This window comes from Neobacillus sp. DZ-9, assembly GCF_059587065.1.
Genome location: NZ_JCAIOL010000003.1, coordinates 527,055 through 543,675 on the forward strand (window position 1 = coordinate 527,055; position 16,621 = coordinate 543,675).

General features: G+C 37.6%; 15 protein-coding genes. 2 read left to right on the forward strand and 13 right to left on the reverse strand.

The genetic code is table 11. The features are described from left to right. Window positions 1-25: 25 nt before the first annotated feature. From AC59HZ_RS10980 to AC59HZ_RS11000, 5 genes are all read right to left on the reverse strand, one after another. Window positions 26-1,678, reverse strand: coding sequence for an ABC transporter substrate-binding protein (locus AC59HZ_RS10980; protein ID WP_496545829.1), 1,653 nt, complete (start codon window positions 1,676-1,678; stop codon window positions 26-28). Between the two features lie 12 nt (window positions 1,679-1,690). Then, on the reverse strand, window positions 1,691-3,028 hold the full coding sequence (locus tag AC59HZ_RS10985) for an LLM class flavin-dependent oxidoreductase (protein ID WP_496545830.1): 1,338 nt from the start codon (window positions 3,026-3,028) through the stop codon (window positions 1,691-1,693). Between the two features lie 126 nt (window positions 3,029-3,154). Next, complete coding sequence (locus tag AC59HZ_RS10990) at window positions 3,155-4,192, reverse strand: LLM class flavin-dependent oxidoreductase (protein WP_496545831.1); 1,038 nt, start codon at window positions 4,190-4,192, stop codon at window positions 3,155-3,157. Between the two features lie 333 nt (window positions 4,193-4,525). After that, the gene (locus AC59HZ_RS10995) at window positions 4,526-4,876 is read right to left on the reverse strand and encodes a hypothetical protein (RefSeq protein ID WP_496545832.1); all 351 of its coding nucleotides are present in this window, start codon (window positions 4,874-4,876) and stop codon (window positions 4,526-4,528) included. A 186-nt stretch (window positions 4,877-5,062) separates the two neighbouring features. Then, window positions 5,063-5,962, reverse strand: coding sequence for a LysR family transcriptional regulator (locus AC59HZ_RS11000; protein WP_496545833.1), 900 nt, complete (start codon window positions 5,960-5,962; stop codon window positions 5,063-5,065). Between the two features lie 304 nt (window positions 5,963-6,266). On the opposite strand from AC59HZ_RS11000, the gene AC59HZ_RS11005 reads away from it, so the two are divergent. Then, window positions 6,267-8,300 (forward strand): glycoside hydrolase family 27 protein, encoded by a 2,034-nt coding sequence (locus AC59HZ_RS11005; protein WP_496545834.1) that lies wholly within the window; start codon window positions 6,267-6,269, stop codon window positions 8,298-8,300. A gap of 56 nt (window positions 8,301-8,356) precedes the next feature. Here AC59HZ_RS11005 and AC59HZ_RS11010 read toward each other — a convergent pair whose 3' ends face one another. From AC59HZ_RS11010 to fabF, 4 genes are all read right to left on the reverse strand, one after another. Next, on the reverse strand, window positions 8,357-8,602 hold the full coding sequence (locus tag AC59HZ_RS11010; protein ID WP_496545835.1) for a hypothetical protein: 246 nt from the start codon (window positions 8,600-8,602) through the stop codon (window positions 8,357-8,359). A gap of 305 nt (window positions 8,603-8,907) precedes the next feature. Then, window positions 8,908-9,063, reverse strand: a complete 156-nt coding sequence (gene sda / locus AC59HZ_RS11015) for a sporulation histidine kinase inhibitor Sda (protein WP_496545836.1) — start codon at window positions 9,061-9,063, stop codon at window positions 8,908-8,910. 174 nt (window positions 9,064-9,237) lie between these two features. Then, window positions 9,238-9,879 carry a polyhydroxyalkanoic acid inclusion protein PhaP gene (gene phaP, locus AC59HZ_RS11020; RefSeq protein WP_496545837.1) on the reverse strand — a complete coding sequence of 214 codons (642 nt, stop codon included), beginning with the start codon at window positions 9,877-9,879 and terminating at the stop codon, window positions 9,238-9,240. Between the two features lie 378 nt (window positions 9,880-10,257). Further along, window positions 10,258-11,490 (reverse strand): beta-ketoacyl-ACP synthase II, encoded by a 1,233-nt coding sequence (fabF, locus tag AC59HZ_RS11025; protein WP_496545838.1) that lies wholly within the window; start codon window positions 11,488-11,490, stop codon window positions 10,258-10,260. Between the two features lie 123 nt (window positions 11,491-11,613). Between fabF and AC59HZ_RS11030 the strand changes: the two genes are divergently transcribed. Next, complete coding sequence (locus tag AC59HZ_RS11030) at window positions 11,614-12,462, forward strand: helix-turn-helix transcriptional regulator (RefSeq protein ID WP_496545839.1); 849 nt, start codon at window positions 11,614-11,616, stop codon at window positions 12,460-12,462. Between the two features lie 196 nt (window positions 12,463-12,658). On the opposite strand, the gene AC59HZ_RS11035 is transcribed toward AC59HZ_RS11030, so the two are convergent. From AC59HZ_RS11035 to AC59HZ_RS11050, 4 genes are read right to left on the reverse strand one after another with little or no spacing between them, the layout of a single operon-like run. Then, window positions 12,659-14,035 carry a sensor histidine kinase gene (locus AC59HZ_RS11035; protein WP_496545840.1) on the reverse strand — a complete coding sequence of 459 codons (1,377 nt, stop codon included), beginning with the start codon at window positions 14,033-14,035 and terminating at the stop codon, window positions 12,659-12,661. Further along, complete coding sequence (locus AC59HZ_RS11040) at window positions 14,032-14,712, reverse strand: response regulator transcription factor (protein WP_496545841.1); 681 nt, start codon at window positions 14,710-14,712, stop codon at window positions 14,032-14,034. Before AC59HZ_RS11040 ends, AC59HZ_RS11035 begins: the two co-directional genes overlap by 4 nt. Before the next feature lie 39 nt (window positions 14,713-14,751). After that, window positions 14,752-15,438 (reverse strand): ABC transporter ATP-binding protein, encoded by a 687-nt coding sequence (locus AC59HZ_RS11045; protein WP_496545842.1) that lies wholly within the window; start codon window positions 15,436-15,438, stop codon window positions 14,752-14,754. Window positions 15,439-15,443: 5 nt separating this feature from the next. Next, window positions 15,444-16,472 carry an ABC transporter permease gene (locus tag AC59HZ_RS11050; protein ID WP_496545843.1) on the reverse strand — a complete coding sequence of 343 codons (1,029 nt, stop codon included), beginning with the start codon at window positions 16,470-16,472 and terminating at the stop codon, window positions 15,444-15,446. Window positions 16,473-16,621: the final 149 nt, after the last annotated feature.

Genomic DNA, 16,621 nt, shown 5'->3' on the forward strand with positions numbered 1-16,621 from the left:
CACAATGTATCAGCCCCTTTTTTCTTTATCTTTCAACATTGACATCATTGAACAATGGATAGCCTAATGAGTCGAAAGTAATTCCTTTGACTTCTTTAGAAGCCGCAACGGTGTATGGGAAAACATAAACTGGAATGATCCAGGCATCTTTTATTATTTTTTGCTGTACTTTCTTATAAATATCTTTACGTTTTGCAGGATCCAGCTCTATAGTTCCTTGCTCGAGCCACTGATCCAGTTCTGGGTCTGAACCTCCAGTTAAGCCTTTAAAAACAGCTTCCTCTGCAGCTGTGCGTGTATGGTAAATTGCACTAAGAGCATTGGGATCAGAATTAACTTGGCTATTCCCATACAAATCATAATCCGCATTTTTATAGATAACGGTGGCAACATCTTGCGTAATGTTTATTTCTACTTTAATTCCAATCTTTTTTAACTGTTGCTGGACTATAACAGCAATATCATTTCTTTTCTCACGATTAGGTGATCCGTCTACATATTTCAATGTAAATGGCTTTCCATCTTTTACCCGGATCCCATCCGAACCTTTTTTATAGCCAAGTTCGTCAAGAATTTGGTTGGCTTTTTTAATATTTGCTTTTGTCTCGCCTTCAAGCGATTTATCATAGCCTAATATGCCAGGTGAGATTGGTGACCATGCCCTTTCGTATGTTCCCAAGTATAATGTCTTTACAATCGAATCCACATCAACGGCAAGTTGAACTGCTTGCCGGACCTTCACATCCTTCCATGGTGTTTTTCTTTGATTGAAAAAGAGAGTGTATGGCAGGCCAATAGTATTTACCTTAAGTAATTGAGTTTTCGAATCATTCTTTAACGCAGCGATATTTTGCGGCGGGACAGTTTCAGCCGCAAGCACTTGCCCGCTTTGGACACTGCCGATACGGGTTGCCTCCTCTGGAATGATTTTAAATGTAATTTTATCTAAATAAGGTGCTTCCTTATTTTCTACATTTGCGGGTCCCCATTGATAATCCTTATTTTTTTCAACAACAATGTCTGCGTTTTCTGACCAACTGACAAATTTATAGGGTCCGGTTCCTACGGGGTTTTTACTAAATTGATCACCATACTTCTCTGCAGCTGTTGGGGAAACAATCCCAAGCATGGCCTGGCTTAAATTACTTAAAAACGAGGCTGAAGGTGTTGCCAGATTGATTTTAATGGTGTAATCATCAAGGACTTCGGATGATTTATACGGTTTCAGTAGAGCAACGGCATTTTTTGCTTGAGTTGTGGGATCATTTATACGGTCAAAACTATATTTAACAGCTGCTGCATTAAAGGGGGTTCCATCATGAAACTTTACGTCTTTACGCAGCGTAAAGGTATAACTTTTCCCATCATTTGAAATCGTCCAATCCGTTGCAAGCCACGGTTTTATTGTGTTATCAGGCGCTTGGACTACCAAGCTATCAAAAATCGTTCTGAAAGCACGAACTGCCACCGCTAAACCGCTTCGAGCGGGATCAAGTGAATCAGGAGATGTTGCCAGTGCATAGGTTAATTCTCCTCCTGACCTTGGTTGTGATGCGGCCTCTTTGTTTGTTTCTTGTGAACTACTATTTTTAGAACTAGTACTACTTGCACAGCCTGACACTAAAAGGACAAATACTAAAAGAATGGCTAATAATTTTGTCTGATTAACTTGTTTCATTGCAAACGCCTCCTATCCATTTTTCACTGTAGCTTGTGCATAATGATTAACCGGGTATGGAAGTCCGAGATTCCCCCGCAATGTGTCAGATTCATATTCTGTTCGAAATAATCCACGTTCTTGCAGAATCGGCACTACATGATCAATAAATCCAGTTAAATTGCTTGGGAGATTGAAATGAATAATAAATCCATCGGCTCCATAGCCTTCGAACCATTCTTGGATAAGATCAGCTACTCTTTCTGGCGTTCCAATAAAAGGTGTTCTTGGTGTCGCTGCCCTTAACGCTACCTGCCGGAGGGTTAAGTTTTGTTCTTTCGCCTCCTTTTTGATAAGATCCGTTCCACTTTTGAAACTGTTTGATCCCAAATCCCCGATTTCTGGAAATGCTTCATCAAGTGGATACTGTGAAAAATCATGATGTTCAAAAAAGCGTCCTAAATAATTCAAAGCCTGTTCAATCGATACTAAATTAGCAATCTCATGATATTTCTGTTCTGCTTCTTCATCTGTTTTCCCAACAATCGGCTCGATGCCTGGCAAAATAAGAATGTGTTCAGGATTCCTGCCATATTCAGCCGTCCTGCGTTTCACATCTTGATAGAATTTTTGTGCTGCGTCTAATGTAGCCTGACCTGTGAAGATGGCATCAGCATCTTTGGCAGCAAGGTTTTTCCCATCTTCAGAGGAACCGGCTTGGAAGATGATCGGGCGTCCTTGCTTCGATCTGGCTATATTTAATGGCCCTTGTACAGAGAAAAACTCTCCTTTGTGATTTAATTGATGTAATTTTTCAGGATCAAAGAATACCCCTGATTCCTTATCTCGAATAAAGGCATCATCTTCCCATGAATCCCATAATCCTTTGGCTACATCTAGATATTCAGAGGCAATTCGATATCTTTTTGGATGATCAGGATGCTCCTCGATCGTTTTGCTAAAGTTTAATGCCGTTTTCTCTAATGGAGAAGTAACTACATTCCAGCCGGCACGGCCATGACTTATATGATCAAGTGATGAAAATTGTCTTGCGACAGTAAACGGTTCACTATAGGAAGTTGATACGGTTCCAGCAAGGCCAATTCGTTTCGTTACGGCAGCAAGTGCAGATAGAATTGTTAGCGGTTCAAACCGATTTAAGAAATGAGGCAATGATTTTTCGTTAATATGCAAACCATCTGCAATAAAAACAAAATCGAATTTTGCCTTTTCAGACTTTTGTGCTTGTTCCTTATAAAAATCAAAATTCACACTCGCATCCGTTAATACCTCTGGATGTCTCCAAGCGGCAATATTTCCTCCGACGCCATGAATGATCGTTCCTAATTTTAATTGTCTTTTTGCTGGCATTTTTATTTCCCCCTTCATTGTTTACTATTCCTACATGAATAGTGTGTTTTAACGTTTTAAAGTGGCCCTATTTATAGATTTAAATACTTTGTTATCATTTCCTAGCTTGTTTTAAATGAATCTACTTTATTTATTGGCGGCATATTCCTTATTTGGTGTCTGCTTGATATCCTCTTCTGCTTCGTATAATGGGCTTAATAGCTGAAAGGATCGAATTCTTTCTTCATCTTTTTCAATTGGTGTATGTAAAATAAATTCATCCACCTGATAGGCTTTGTAAAGCTGGTCTAACTTTTCTTTCACCAAAGCAGGGGTTCCTGTAATAATATCGGCTTCTTGCTCCGTGATTTCATATGGTTCACCAGCCTGCTTTCCGAACACTTTTGCTTGTTCAAGCGATTGTAATGTCACCGATCGTCCGCTCTGCAGATGGACTTTTACAATTTTTCTATTACCTATGAGCTCTTCTGCTTCAGCATGGGTAGGAGCGGCAATAACCGCCAGTGAAATGATGAATTTTCCGCTAGGAAAACCTTGCCGATAGGCAATTGCCGCATCTCGAAGTATTCTATCATCACTATTGATAAATTTGGCAAAAACGAATGAGATTCCTAGACTTGCAGCAAGTTCTGCACTTTTTACACTTGCACCAAGCAGAAAAATTTCAGGTTTTTCATTGGGAATGGGAGTTGCTTGGATTCCCGCAAGCGGGTGATCATCTTCGACTGAATTTTCAATTATTTTTTGCAATAATGAAATCTTTTCACTAAAGTCATGCCCATTATTGACTGTCCCAAATTGTAAGGCTTTTGTTGACAATGGAAGCCCGCCTGGTGCTTTTCCTATACCAAGGTCAACTCTGCCTGGAGCAAGTGTCGATAGGACATGAAAGTTTTCAGCAACTTTATATGGACTATAATGCTGCAGCATTACTCCTCCTGAGCCAACTCGAATAGAGTTGGTTCGTGCCAATAGGTATGAAATCAATACTTCAGGTGAGGAACCTGCCACTTGTTCTGAATGATGATGCTCTGATACCCAAAAACGTGAATAGCCCCATTCTTCCGCTTTTTGCGCCAAGCTTACGGTTTTCTGTAATGCATGAGAAGCAGTGGTTCCAGGAAATACAGGGCTCTGATCTAAAATACTTAGTTGATAACTCATTTATTTTCGCCTCCATTTTTATTCCGATATTACCAATATGAAAAGTATGTTTTGCTTTAATTGTTGTTAATCCTATCACTGAAAATACTGAGCTGGCAATACTTTTGCTGATAGGAAAAAATAGATTATTGATAAAAAAATTCTATCAAAAAACAATAACGACATTGTGGACAAGGAAATTCCTCTTCATTTACCATCAAAGCACTTTTTTGGATTCTTGGGGCAATGAACTGCCTTTTCATTTACCGCGTCAAATCACTTTTTGGGATTCTTGGGGCAATGACCGCCCGCTTAAGCATTTACGTTTCAAGATTCTATTTGTTTGTTTTATCTCTACAGTGGTATTACCTTTCCACCTTGAGCATCATCTTTCAGAAATTCATTCAGTCTTTTTGTTAGCCCACCATGGCCAAAGCGAATAAATTTTTGTTTATTTGGCTCGTGCATCTCATCTTTGACAAAATCTAAAAACGCTAAGAGCTGAATTCTTCGGCAATATATATTGTCAATTCCATATTCATAAAACCATTGATCAATCGTATTGTATATCCCTCGATTGACTCCGTACTGTTGGTTACACCAAATAAAAAACTGCAAGTCCGGCAAGTTGAGATACTTACTGGCTGCTAAGGAACTTACAGTCTTTGTATATGTTCTGATTGAATTTTTACTTTGAGGTTTCATAAACGTCATCCTCCTTATATACATAAAACCAATAATACAAACCAGAATAGTCGGAATTATAATTGTACTATTCCCTTTGTAAAGTTCGTGAGCTGTTTTATTTAATTGAGATTAATCCTATCACCCAGAAGATGGTAATGGCAATATGTTAACTGATAGAAAAAATCAATCAACAAATAGGAATAATTAATTACATATGATGCTTTGCTTTTCAAATTCTTTAACAGAAAAAAGAATATCATTCCATAGCTGTTGATTATCATAACTATTATTTAAGTAAGCCGCATAAATATGCTGATTTAACTGAATAAAATGTGAAACATCGATTTCGATAAGATCACCCTGCTCCAATTCTTTTTTTACGCATAAGAAAGGTAAAAATCCTATGCCATTTTTGCTTAGTATGATCGATTTTGCCACTTCAAGATGGTCCACTAAAAATTCTATATTGGGTTTTACATTGGCCACTTCAAATAATTTGTGAATCCGATTCCAGTCAAAAGCACCACACTCGAAAAATACCATCGGTTCCAAAGCCAATTGCTGGACAGTAATATTTTTTTGAGAATGAAATGAGTGATCCGGATAAACTACTAATCTGACGGAATTATTTAAGAGCTCATGCTTTTGAATTCCATGATGAGATACCTCCTTTAAAAAGGCGATATCGACCTGTTTCTGAAGAAGTTTTTCCAGCAATACTTCGTTTGGCGCTGAGATAAATTTAAATCGCAGCTTGGGATGGGATCTTTTCAAGAAAGGAAGGGCAAACGGAATAAAGTATTGTGAGGTAATAATATTTGCCCCTATAACAATTTCCTCTGGATTATCTTCTTTGTTCAATAGTTTCTTTCCTTGGTCGTAGGTTTGTATGATTTGCTCTGCATATGGAATAAAGGCTTTCCCTTCTTCCGATAATGTCAAGCTTCTCCCCTTTCGTAAAAATAATTCAATGCCTAAATCCCGTTCCAATGTTTTAATTCTCGCAGTAACGGTTGGCTGAGATAAATACAGAGCTTCTGCAGCTTTATGGATACTTTCCAAATGAACCACATACATAAACGCTTCTAGATGATCGATATTCAATTCTTCCAACCCCTTTCCCAATTTAATTATTTACCGTTGCCAATAAAAAAAGCTCCAAAACACACGAATGTGTTAAGGAGCCTTTGGACGACCAATCGGCAGATTTCATTTTTTAAAAGTTTTCTAAATTTTACTCCAATTAATCCAATGTGTAAAGTAAGAATTTAAAAAAATTCTACTAAATCAACCGATTAAGTTGGAACATATTGTTCATTAAAAAAATAAGTTTTCTGTAATATTATTGACTTAATAACTATAAAACTATTTCTTATCAATTAAATCTATAAATCTTGGGGGAAGTTTTATGCTTAAGAAGGTTATCTCAACTTTATTAACGTGCACATTCATCCTTGCCGGTAACTTTCCTTTTTCCATTATTGATTTGGATGAGGTCGAAGCTTCTTCCTATAACAATTTAGCCCAGCGCCCATTTATGGGCTGGAGCAGCTGGAGTTCAATTCGTAAGAAGCCGACAGAGGAAAACATTAAAGCGGCTGCTGATATTATGGCAGCAAGATTTAAGTCGCACGGATACGGATATGTAAACCTTGATGATTACTATCAGCTTGATTGGACGACAACCGTGGACAAGTATGGCAGATGGGTAGTCGACCCTAAGAAATTTCCAAATGGTATGAAAGCGGTTGGGGACTATATCCACAAAAAAGGTTTGAAGTTTGGTCTGTATGTAACCCTTGGGATTCCTAAAGGCGCGATTGATCAAAACACACCGATTGAAGGAACTCCCTACCATGCAAAAGATATTGTGGACCTGAGCAAAGGTCAAAAAGTTAGCTTTAATTTCGACAATATGTATGCAATCGATTACTCAAAACCTGGGGCGCAGGAATATATCGATTCTTGGGCAAGGCTGTTTGCTTCCTATGGAGTAGATTACCTTAAGATTGACGGAGTTCGTAACCAAGACATTCCTGATATTGAGTCATGGGCAAAAGCTTTGAAGAAAACAGGGAGACCGATTCATGTAGAGTTATCCAATAACTTGGATATCAAGCATATATCGACCTGGCGGCAGTTATCCAATGGCTGGCGGACTGACCACGATGTAGAGGCCTACGGCACACCTACACACACCAATTGGAAAAAGGTGTCCCGAAGATTTAGTGATGTTGCAAACTGGCAGCCTCATGCTGGATCAGGCGGTTGGAATGACTTGGATTCATTAAATGTGGCTAACGGAAGTAAGGATGGTTTAACCATAGAAGAAAAACGTTCATATGTATCTTTATGGGCCATTGCCGCATCCCATTTCGTTATAGGCAGCGACCTGACAATGCTCGATGACTATGGAATCAGCCTACTTACGAATGATGAAATTATTGGTGTCAACCAAAGTGGAATACCAGGGAAACGCTTATATAAAACATCTAATTCTCAAGTATTCTATCAAACTCTGCCGGATGGTTCGTACAATATTGTGCTCTTTAATATTGGTACATCTACTCAAAGTGTAGCTGTTAATTGGTCAGACTTGGATATTGAAGGACCAGCTTTGGTTCGTGATATGTGGAGCCATCAAGATTTAGGAAATATGAACTCAGGATTCACGGCTATTCTGGCCAGTCATGATTCCCGGATGATTCATGTGGTTCCGGCTTCTTCATCCCCTACTGTTTCTCCTAAAAGCGGGGAAATAGAGGTGGAGCCATCCAAAGTTTCTTTGAACTGGGAAGCCCTGTCCGTGGCAGACAGCTATCATGTACTAGTGGCTGCCGATCCTATTTTTAAAAACATTGTATCTGATCAAACCATTTCTTCGTCGTCTATCGTTTTAGCTGACTTGGATACGGATACACGCTACTACTGGAAAGTATCTTCCGTTTCCAGTGGAATTGAAAAACAGATTGGCATCTATTCCTTTCATACAAAAATGACAACAGCACCTGATTCACCGGACTGGGTATTAGCCAAAAGGAAAAATAAAGATTCTGTTTCACTTTCCTGGAATCCCACATTTGGTACAGGTTCATATACAGTCTATCGAAAGGAAATTAATCGCTTTGGACTCAGCAGCAGTTACAAGCCAGTCGCATCGAATCTAACTAACCCGAACTATATCGATATGGCTGCCCCACGTATAAAGGGCACCTATTATTCGTATATGGTAACGGCAAAAAATGATGTAGGTACTAGCGAAAAGTCTCCCGCATCTCAGACCGATAAACCATCATTTACACCTCAACTTGCAATTCTAATAGTTATAATTATATTGATCCTTTTGACAGGACTTGGAATTGCCACTAAGAAATATAAATTAATTGGCCAAAGGCTATTTAGAAGACAGAAAAAGTTTGGTCAAGAAGAAGTATGGGACTAGCAAACGAAATTTAACTGCAATAAAAAAGAGTTCGGACCATTGTCTCGAACTCTTTTTTATAATACCAATACATACTGGATATGATTGGGCGAAATGGCTGTGACGGCATGAATCTGATACCCAATACTGAGTAACTGAGATAATGTTTCAGAACAATTGGATCTTGGAGGCTCTGTCGGTGCATGAAAGCTTTTATAAAGGCCAATAAATTGATTATTTGCTGTGCAATGCAGCAATATGACATGTTTACCAGTCCACGCCTGACCTATTATGGATTGGGTTTGGGTATCTCTATAGTTCATCAACAAAAACACCTTCATAGTTTGATAAACTATTTTATGAAAATATCCTTGTCCTTGGTTCTGAAAAAACATTGAAAGTCATGACTGTTTTTTCCATTTATAATCGGTTTGACTTTGATCAAAGGCTAAATAAAAATGTGTGTACGACAAGCCATATTCAGAAAAATCCAAGGTTCTATTGGAATGTTTACAAATGTATTGTTGATTTTGCGGGGATGAAAGAAACCTGCCCATCCTAGTTTTTTAATGGATGGGGCTTTACGTTCCTTATCCATTTTCAAGTCTGCTTGTAGGGGTACTACATTCTAATTTATAATTTTTCTATAGTCATTTTTGGGTGATTCAATAATAATTCGTGTGTTTAACTCATTAGCCAAAAGTATAATAAAGTCTTTACTAAGATTTAACTTAATAGCAGAATTAAATGCTTCTAGCAATTGTTCAGTGCTCAGGTTATGCATACGTGTCTCACTCCACTTTACTCAAATACCTTCTTTCAATAAAAAATATAAGAAAGGAATACTCAGTTGTAAAATGTCATCAGCAATTCAAATGTATCAAAAAAAGCAGCATTCCAGTAGGTAAAACTGCTTTTTTTGTCCGATTAAGATTGTGGTTTTCTTTAGATTTGTCTTTTATTTACTTGGAGCAACAAGTATACGTGCGCTATCTTCTAAACGATGAGCAATATTTTGATGAGTTTTTCTAGCTTGTTTTAAATAGTTGTCTGTTACAGATTCCCAAGCATTCCATGCTTCATTTGTATATTTAATGAATGACTCACTATTTTGTTCAACAAGCTTCTCTGATTTTTCCATTAAATCAAACGCTCTGTTAAATGGAGTTGAATAAAGCTCTTCTAATTTACTCGCTGCTTCACTTACTTGACCTTTTAAAGATTCAGTCACTTCTTGAGTAGATTCATTTGTTTTAATAATAGAATTTTTAAATAAGCCATTACGCAAATCGCTATTAAATTTTGTCGCTTGCTCAAATAGACCCTTTAAAGTTTTGCGGTATTCTCCATTGAACTTTGTTGTTTCTTTAATAGCTTTTAAGTAAAGTTCTTGGCGTTGTGCTCTATATTCTCTATTACGAGATACTGCTCCTTCAAATTGATCCCAAAATGTTTCAATAAATGACTCTGTAACATAACTTGTTTCTTTTTGCTCCTCTACGTTTTGAATCTCATCTGTTGCAGCCTCAACTTTTGGAACCTCAACTTTTTTAACTTCTTTTGTTACTACTTCTTCCTTTTGAATCACCTTTTGGGCCACCTTAATTCCTCCTCATTTTCTCTGTTAATTTCTCTATTTTTCCTCCTTCTGAAAGGGAGGTATGTAGAGTTCAAGAATACTAGGTCACAACATTGATTCACAAAATCACTATATATGTATTTTACACATATGGGTCATGCTTCGTCAATTGTACATAAACAATAAAATGATTAAATTTTAATAATTTTATAAAAAATGGTGGTTCTGAACTATTCCAAAACCACCATGCTTTTATTTACGCTCTGTTAAATAATATTGTTGATATTTAAATATAAATCAAGGACCACAAATAAGGTCCTTGATTTTATTCTTATTGAAGAGAAGTAACCCGATAGTAAGTACATTTCTTCACTCTATCTAATAAAACTATTTTCACAATTAATACTTTTTCAAAGCAATTACTGCATTATGCCCACCAAACCCAAATGAATTGGAGATCCCTATTTTGAGATTTGTTTGTCGGGCTACGTTTGGTACATAATCTAAATCACATAATGGATCGGGGTGTTCTAAGTTGATAGTAGGCGGAATGATGCCCTCTTGGAGACTTTTTGCTAATGCAATAGCTTCAACCCCACCAGCTGCTCCTAATAAATGTCCTGTCATCGACTTATTAGCCGTAACTGGTATCCTGTATGCTTGTTCGCCAAACAATTTTTTTATAGCATTTGTTTCAGATATGTCACCTATCTCTGTACTTGTTGCATGAGCACTAATTACATCTACATCATCAGTAGAAATGGACGCATCTGTTAAAGCCATTTTCATTGCAAGATAGGCTCCTTTACCTTCTGGATGTGGAGAAACCATGTGATAGGCATCAGAACTAGCACCATATCCAATTACTTCAGCATAAATTCGTGCATTTCTGCGTAAAGCATGTGTTAAAGATTCAAGTATTAAAATTCCTGCACCTTCAGACATTACAAATCCATCTCTATTCGCATCAAAAGGACGACTAGCAGCACTTGGTTCATCATTCCTCGAAGACAACGCTTTTGCATTCCCAAAACTGGCTAGAGACAATTCTGTTATGGCTGCCTCAGCCCCTCCAGCAAATGCTACATCAGCCGTACCATACCTAATAATTCTGAAAGCCTCTCCAATAGCTGTATTTCCAATTGCACAAGCGGAAACAGGTGCCATAGAAGGTCCCAATGCCCCCCATTTGATACTTATTTGTGCTGAAGCTGCATTTGCTATCATCGAAGGCACCATTGTTGGACTTACTCTTTGTGGTCCTCTTTCTCGAAGTACATCAATATTTTGCATCAAAGTCTCAATTCCACCTATTCCCGAACCAATATATACACTAAGACGCTCTAAATCTATTTCCTTAATGTTCAGATTGGAATCGTTCCATGCTTGTTCAGCTGCAACTAGAGCAAATTGACAAAATCTATCCATACGCCTTGCATCCTTCTGACCAAGCATATCCTCAGCATTGAAATCCCTAACAAATCCAGCAATTTTTGTTTTATGTTTACTTATGTCAAATGCATTAATGTAAGAAATTCCAGACCTGCCTTCGGTTAAATTCCTCCAAAATGTTTCAACGTTGTTTCCCAAGGGTGACACGACTCCCATCCCAGTAATCACAACTCGTTCCATATTTATTCCCCCTCGTTATTAGATTATCTTTATTTTGGCACCGTGTTTATCCTATTACAAGTTGTTGTTTATCCTAGTATAATTAGTAATATGATTATCGTTTTAAGACAGGAGTAATTTAACATGAATAGTAAAACAAGATTAGAAGCTCTATCAAAATTTTTAAAGTCAAAACGTGCAACTATACAACCTCAATCAGTAGGATTACCGACGGGAATTAGGCGGAGAACTCCAGGTCTAAGGAGGGAAGAAGTCGCCCAGTTAGCGGGAGTAAGCACTACCTGGTATACATGGCTAGAACAAGGGCGAGATATTAAGGTCTCGTCTTCTGTACTGGATTCTATAGCATCTGCTCTACAGTTAAATAATGATGAACGAAAGTATCTATACGATTTAGCATTAGAAGTTAACACAAATGTGTATAAACATGAAGTTTTACAAACAAAACTTTCCCCTTCTTTAGAAAAAATTTTAACAGAATTAAAATACTGCCCTACTCTGATCACAGACCGACATTTCCAAATCGTTGGTTGGAATCCTGCTGCAGCCTATGTTTTTCTGGATTTTGAACAAATTCCCATCGAACAGAGAAACTTAATCCGCTTAGTGTTTACGAGGAAAGAGTTGAGGGCTTTAGCTGTCAATTGGGAGCATTTTGTGAAAGGATTTCTTTCCATCTTTAGGGTTTACTATGGTCAAAATATGGGGGATGAATGGTACACTCATTTTCTTGAAGAAATGTCGAATCTTAATCCAGATTTTCAATCTTTATGGCAAGAAAATCAAGTAAATATGGCTCCCGAAGTGTTGATTGAATTCAGACATTCCAAGGCAGGTAAAATGATTTTTAATTTAACTTCTTTACAAGTTCATGGGGATACAGATTTTTGGTGTAGTATTTATACTCCAGTTGAGGGTTCATCTACTGAAGAAAAATTGAAGAGAAGGATGAATAAAAGTGAAAAAAGTTAATTAATAAATCATAAAAATTATACAATCAGTTCGTAATGCTTAAGAATCTTGTTCAAGTAAGCTAATCCGTTAATCAAGCAAGGAAAAGGCATTATAACTTAAATGTCGATAATTTTAACCTCTCATAAGTAGCATTGGTTATTATAAAAGACAGAACTGATTGCATCCAGTTCTGTCTCTCTTTAAATATATCTTGTTAAGCAGGCAATTCTACAATAAACGTAGTCCCTTCATTCTCTTTACTGCTCACCTGAATGGAACCGCCGTGCAGATCTACAATCGTTTTGACGATGGATAAACCGAGGCCCGTCCCTTCGATTGTTCGGGTACGTGCCTTATCGGCACGGTAAAAGCGCTCAAAGCTCCTTTCTATTTCAGAATTACTCATCCCTATTCCTGTATCCTTAAACGTTACGCAAACAGATTGCTCTCTTTGTTCGAGTGAAATTTCTATATTACCATTTGGCTTATTGTATTTAATGGCATTGGATAATAGGTTATCCCACACCGTATTCAGTAAGGATGGATCGCCGACAATCTTTATATCTGGCAGGGAGTAGCTGAGCATAATCTCTTTCTCGCTTACTGCCCATTGATAATGTCGTACCAATTCCTTAATTTGCCCGCTAACATCAAATCGTTTCTTCTTTACGATATCCTCATTTCGATCAAATGAAGCGAGAAGCAATAATTGTTTTGTTAAGGTAGACAGCCTCCTAATTTCACCATTAATGATCGAAACATACTGTTTTCTATCTTCTAAACTTATGAGTTCATTTTCTAAAAGGCTTGTGTATCCTTTTATATTCGAAAGCGGCGACTGGATATCATGAGATATATTAGAAATGAATTCCTTTCTCATCTCATCCATTTGTTCTAATTTCCTTGCCATTTGTAAAAAACTTTGTGAAAGCTCTCCTAACTCATCATGGCGGTTAATTTTCAGTTCAACATTAAAACGACCGTTTGACAGTGATTTTGTTGCTTTAGTCAGGGTGGATATCGGTTTTACTAAATACTTTGTATTAATAAGGACCATCACAATGGACAACGTAATCGCCAAGACCAAGATCCATCCAAATAGAACATGCATCTCGCCGAAAAGAAATTTTATATCAGGCCGTACAAATAGAGCAAAGGTTTTTCCGTTAAATCTCAAGGGAACCCCAATGGTATTCTTTAGTTCATTGGCAAAAAAGCCTGTCACAAATGTTTGCTGTGGAAAATCAAGAATCCCGTGAAAAACATGCCCGTTTAAGACATACTTTTCAGTTGAACCTGACAGACTTTTGTCCCTGAATGGCTCGCCAAAAAAAGTTCTGTTTCCCAGATGATCGACGAGGCATATTTGGTATCCTACTGCAGAAGTGCTATCCAAATACTCTTTCAGGTTAATCTCGGGATGTTTTTCAGCAAAGTCAGCAATATCCAGCGCGACTTTTGTATTTTTTCTATCATTAAAAGGCTTTAGCTTTTGTTGATAATAGGTATTGGAGATGATAAAAGCCAAGATAAAGCTAATCAACATCATGCCAATGGTCATAACAATAAATTTCACATACAGGGATTTCATGTACGTTGGACCTCCAAAAGATATCCCACACCGCGTACTGTTTTTATTTGGAAATCATCTGTCAACTTAGAGAAACGCTCCCTTAATCTTTTAATATGGACATCTACTGTTCTTTCGTCCCCTTGAAAATTCAATCCCCAAATCTGTTCGATGAGATGTTCTCTGGAAAACACCTGCTTAGGATTCGAAATAAAAAAAGCTAAAAGTTCAAATTCCCTTAGGGGTAAAAGAAAGGTTCGATTCCCAATCTGAACCTCATAGCTCTTTTTGTTGATCGTCGTACTGCCAATACGCAGAATGGATTCATCTGCATGATGATCATATCGCCGTAACAGCGCTTTAACACGATAGCTTAATTCCTTTGGTTCAAATGGCTTAATAAGGTAATCATCCGTACCGGCTTCAAATCCTTGCTCTTTATCCTCGATTTGATTTTTGGCCGTTAAAAGAATAACGGGGATATCGTATTGTTTTCGAATCTCTTTCGTTAGTGCATAGCCATCCATGAAAGGCATCATCACATCGACAACGGCCAGATCACATGCTGCTTTCTTCAATATTTCCAGCCCTTCCATCCCGTCTTTTGCCTGGAATACTTGATAACCCTGTTCAGATAAATGAATCGTTACAAGCTGTAAAACATTAATATCATCATCTACAATTAAAATATTGGTCATGAATTCTTCTCCTATAAAAATGACAATGTCTACAAAAAATTAAACGACACTTTGCAAAATCTGTCCATCACTCATTTTAATGACATGATCGGCAAATGAGAGCATTTCTTCGTCATGGGTTACCATTAAGGTCATGATGTTTAACGTTTTCGTTAAATTTTGGATTAACGCCATCACATCTTTAGACCGTTTTGAATCCAAACTTGCCGTTGGTTCATCCGCGAAAAGAACCTTTGGTTGATGAATTATGGCGCGGGCAATGGCAACCCGCTGCTTTTCCCCGCCGGATAAAGAAGAAGGATAGGCGTTTTTGCGATGGTCCATTTCCACTAATTTTAGTATTCTGTTCATTTCCGTTTTTTGTTCACGTTTATTCATTTTTGATTCTGATACTTCCAACATGAGCATCAGTTGTTCTTCAACTGTTAGAAATGGAACCAGATGGGCAAATTGAAAGACAAAACCGAATTGAGTCGCCCGAATATTTCGCACTTGTTCTGAACTCATTTTCGTTATATTGTTTCCTTCGAAAATGACTGTTCCGTCCGATGCGGGCTGCAGACCCGCCGCTATGGTTAGGAGTGTGCTTTTACCAGAGCCGGACGCTCCAACTAATGCTGTTACCTCACCTTCCTTGAGAGAAAGATTCACTCCTTTTAGAATCTCTTCCTTCACTTCACCATTTGTAAAAGTTTTTCTGACATGATCGATTGTAAATATCGTCATTTTTATCACTCTCCTTGTTGAATCGCTTGTAATGGTTCTATCTTTTTAATCTGAACACCGGAAAGCGTAGCTCCAATAAAACCGATTACTAGGAAGATAATCGATAATTGTAATGTATTTTCCGTGGTTAAACGGAAAGGCATTCCTTCAGGCGCCACCAGATTAAACAATTGGCTCAGTGCAATCGACAGACCAAGCGCAATGATGGTGATCAACACCATTTGCGTCCACATCATTTTAAACAAAGCGCTTGTTTTTACACCAATGGCTTTTAAAATACCGTATAATCCGATTTTTTGAACGTTCATCATGTAGAAAAAGATAGCAAATAACATTCCGCTAATAATCACTAAAAACCAAATAATCATATTCAGGGACATCTGTTCTGCTTTATAACTCGGAATGGTATTAAGGAACTGATCCTTTGAAAAAGCTTGTAGACCAGCAAATCCTTGTGTTGAATTTCCAGGTATGAAAATAAGTTGCATTTGGTTAGCCCGGTAAATTTCTTGGTAGTCCTCCATATTGATATACGCAACGGGGGCATGGCTGTATTTACTGTTATCTACAAAGCCTTTTACAATAAACTTACCATCGTACTGATTATTCGTTAACGTATCACCAATTTTTATCCCATCCTCTTCCATAGAACGGTCCAGTACGACTTCTCCTTTTTTTACATTTTGAAACCACTTCGATTCGGTTGACGTAACAAAGGCGACGCTCCGCTGCTTTTGATCACGTTCATTCAAAAAACCCATTTGAATTGAAAAGGCTGCAGCGTTTTGGTGTTTGTCTAGTATTTTCTTTTGGGTGGTGCTATTAATTCTTGAAAGGTTATAGGTTTCGTCTGCTTCTTTCGTCATATAAAATTGGCCATTTGGCAAATCTTTAATTAAAGCTGCATTATCTTGGGATAAGCCGTTTGCTAAACCAGAGATGATAAACGTTAATAAACTAACCAGAAAAACGATGGAGCCTAAAATCAAAAACCTTCCTTTATTTCTCTTCATTTCTTTCCAAGCAATGTTCATCTTCTTTATACCCCCAATTTCTCTTTGATATCGTTAGTTTATAATCCGTTTGTGAACGGGGGATGAACAGGAAATGACATTTATCTTTAGAATTTCTAACACAATGAATTAGGTGGAGGATCTTCGTTTCGGACTTGATTATAAATGTT

Bases quoted from the DNA above. Each gene is read 5' to 3' on its own strand.
- AC59HZ_RS11005 (WP_496545834.1), top strand. From the start codon at position 6,267: ATGCTTAAGAAGGTTATCTCAACTTTATTAACGTGCACATTCATCCTT.
- AC59HZ_RS11050 (WP_496545843.1), bottom strand. From the start codon at position 16,472: ATGAACATTGCTTGGAAAGAAATGAAGAGAAATAAAGGAAGGTTTTTG.
- AC59HZ_RS10995 (WP_496545832.1), bottom strand. From the start codon at position 4,876: ATGAAACCTCAAAGTAAAAATTCAATCAGAACATATACAAAGACTGTA.
- fabF (WP_496545838.1), bottom strand. From the start codon at position 11,490: ATGGAACGAGTTGTGATTACTGGGATGGGAGTCGTGTCACCCTTGGGA.
- AC59HZ_RS10985 (WP_496545830.1), bottom strand. From the start codon at position 3,028: ATGCCAGCAAAAAGACAATTAAAATTAGGAACGATCATTCATGGCGTC.
- AC59HZ_RS11045 (WP_496545842.1), bottom strand. From the start codon at position 15,438: ATGACGATATTTACAATCGATCATGTCAGAAAAACTTTTACAAATGGT.
- sda (WP_496545836.1), bottom strand. From the start codon at position 9,063: ATGCATAACCTGAGCACTGAACAATTGCTAGAAGCATTTAATTCTGCT.
- AC59HZ_RS10980 (WP_496545829.1), bottom strand. From the start codon at position 1,678: ATGAAACAAGTTAATCAGACAAAATTATTAGCCATTCTTTTAGTATTT.
- AC59HZ_RS11035 (WP_496545840.1), bottom strand. From the start codon at position 14,035: ATGAAATCCCTGTATGTGAAATTTATTGTTATGACCATTGGCATGATG.
- AC59HZ_RS11010 (WP_496545835.1), bottom strand. From the start codon at position 8,602: ATGAACTATAGAGATACCCAAACCCAATCCATAATAGGTCAGGCGTGG.
- AC59HZ_RS11040 (WP_496545841.1), bottom strand. From the start codon at position 14,712: ATGACCAATATTTTAATTGTAGATGATGATATTAATGTTTTACAGCTT.
- AC59HZ_RS10990 (WP_496545831.1), bottom strand. From the start codon at position 4,192: ATGAGTTATCAACTAAGTATTTTAGATCAGAGCCCTGTATTTCCTGGA.
- AC59HZ_RS11030 (WP_496545839.1), top strand. From the start codon at position 11,614: ATGAATAGTAAAACAAGATTAGAAGCTCTATCAAAATTTTTAAAGTCA.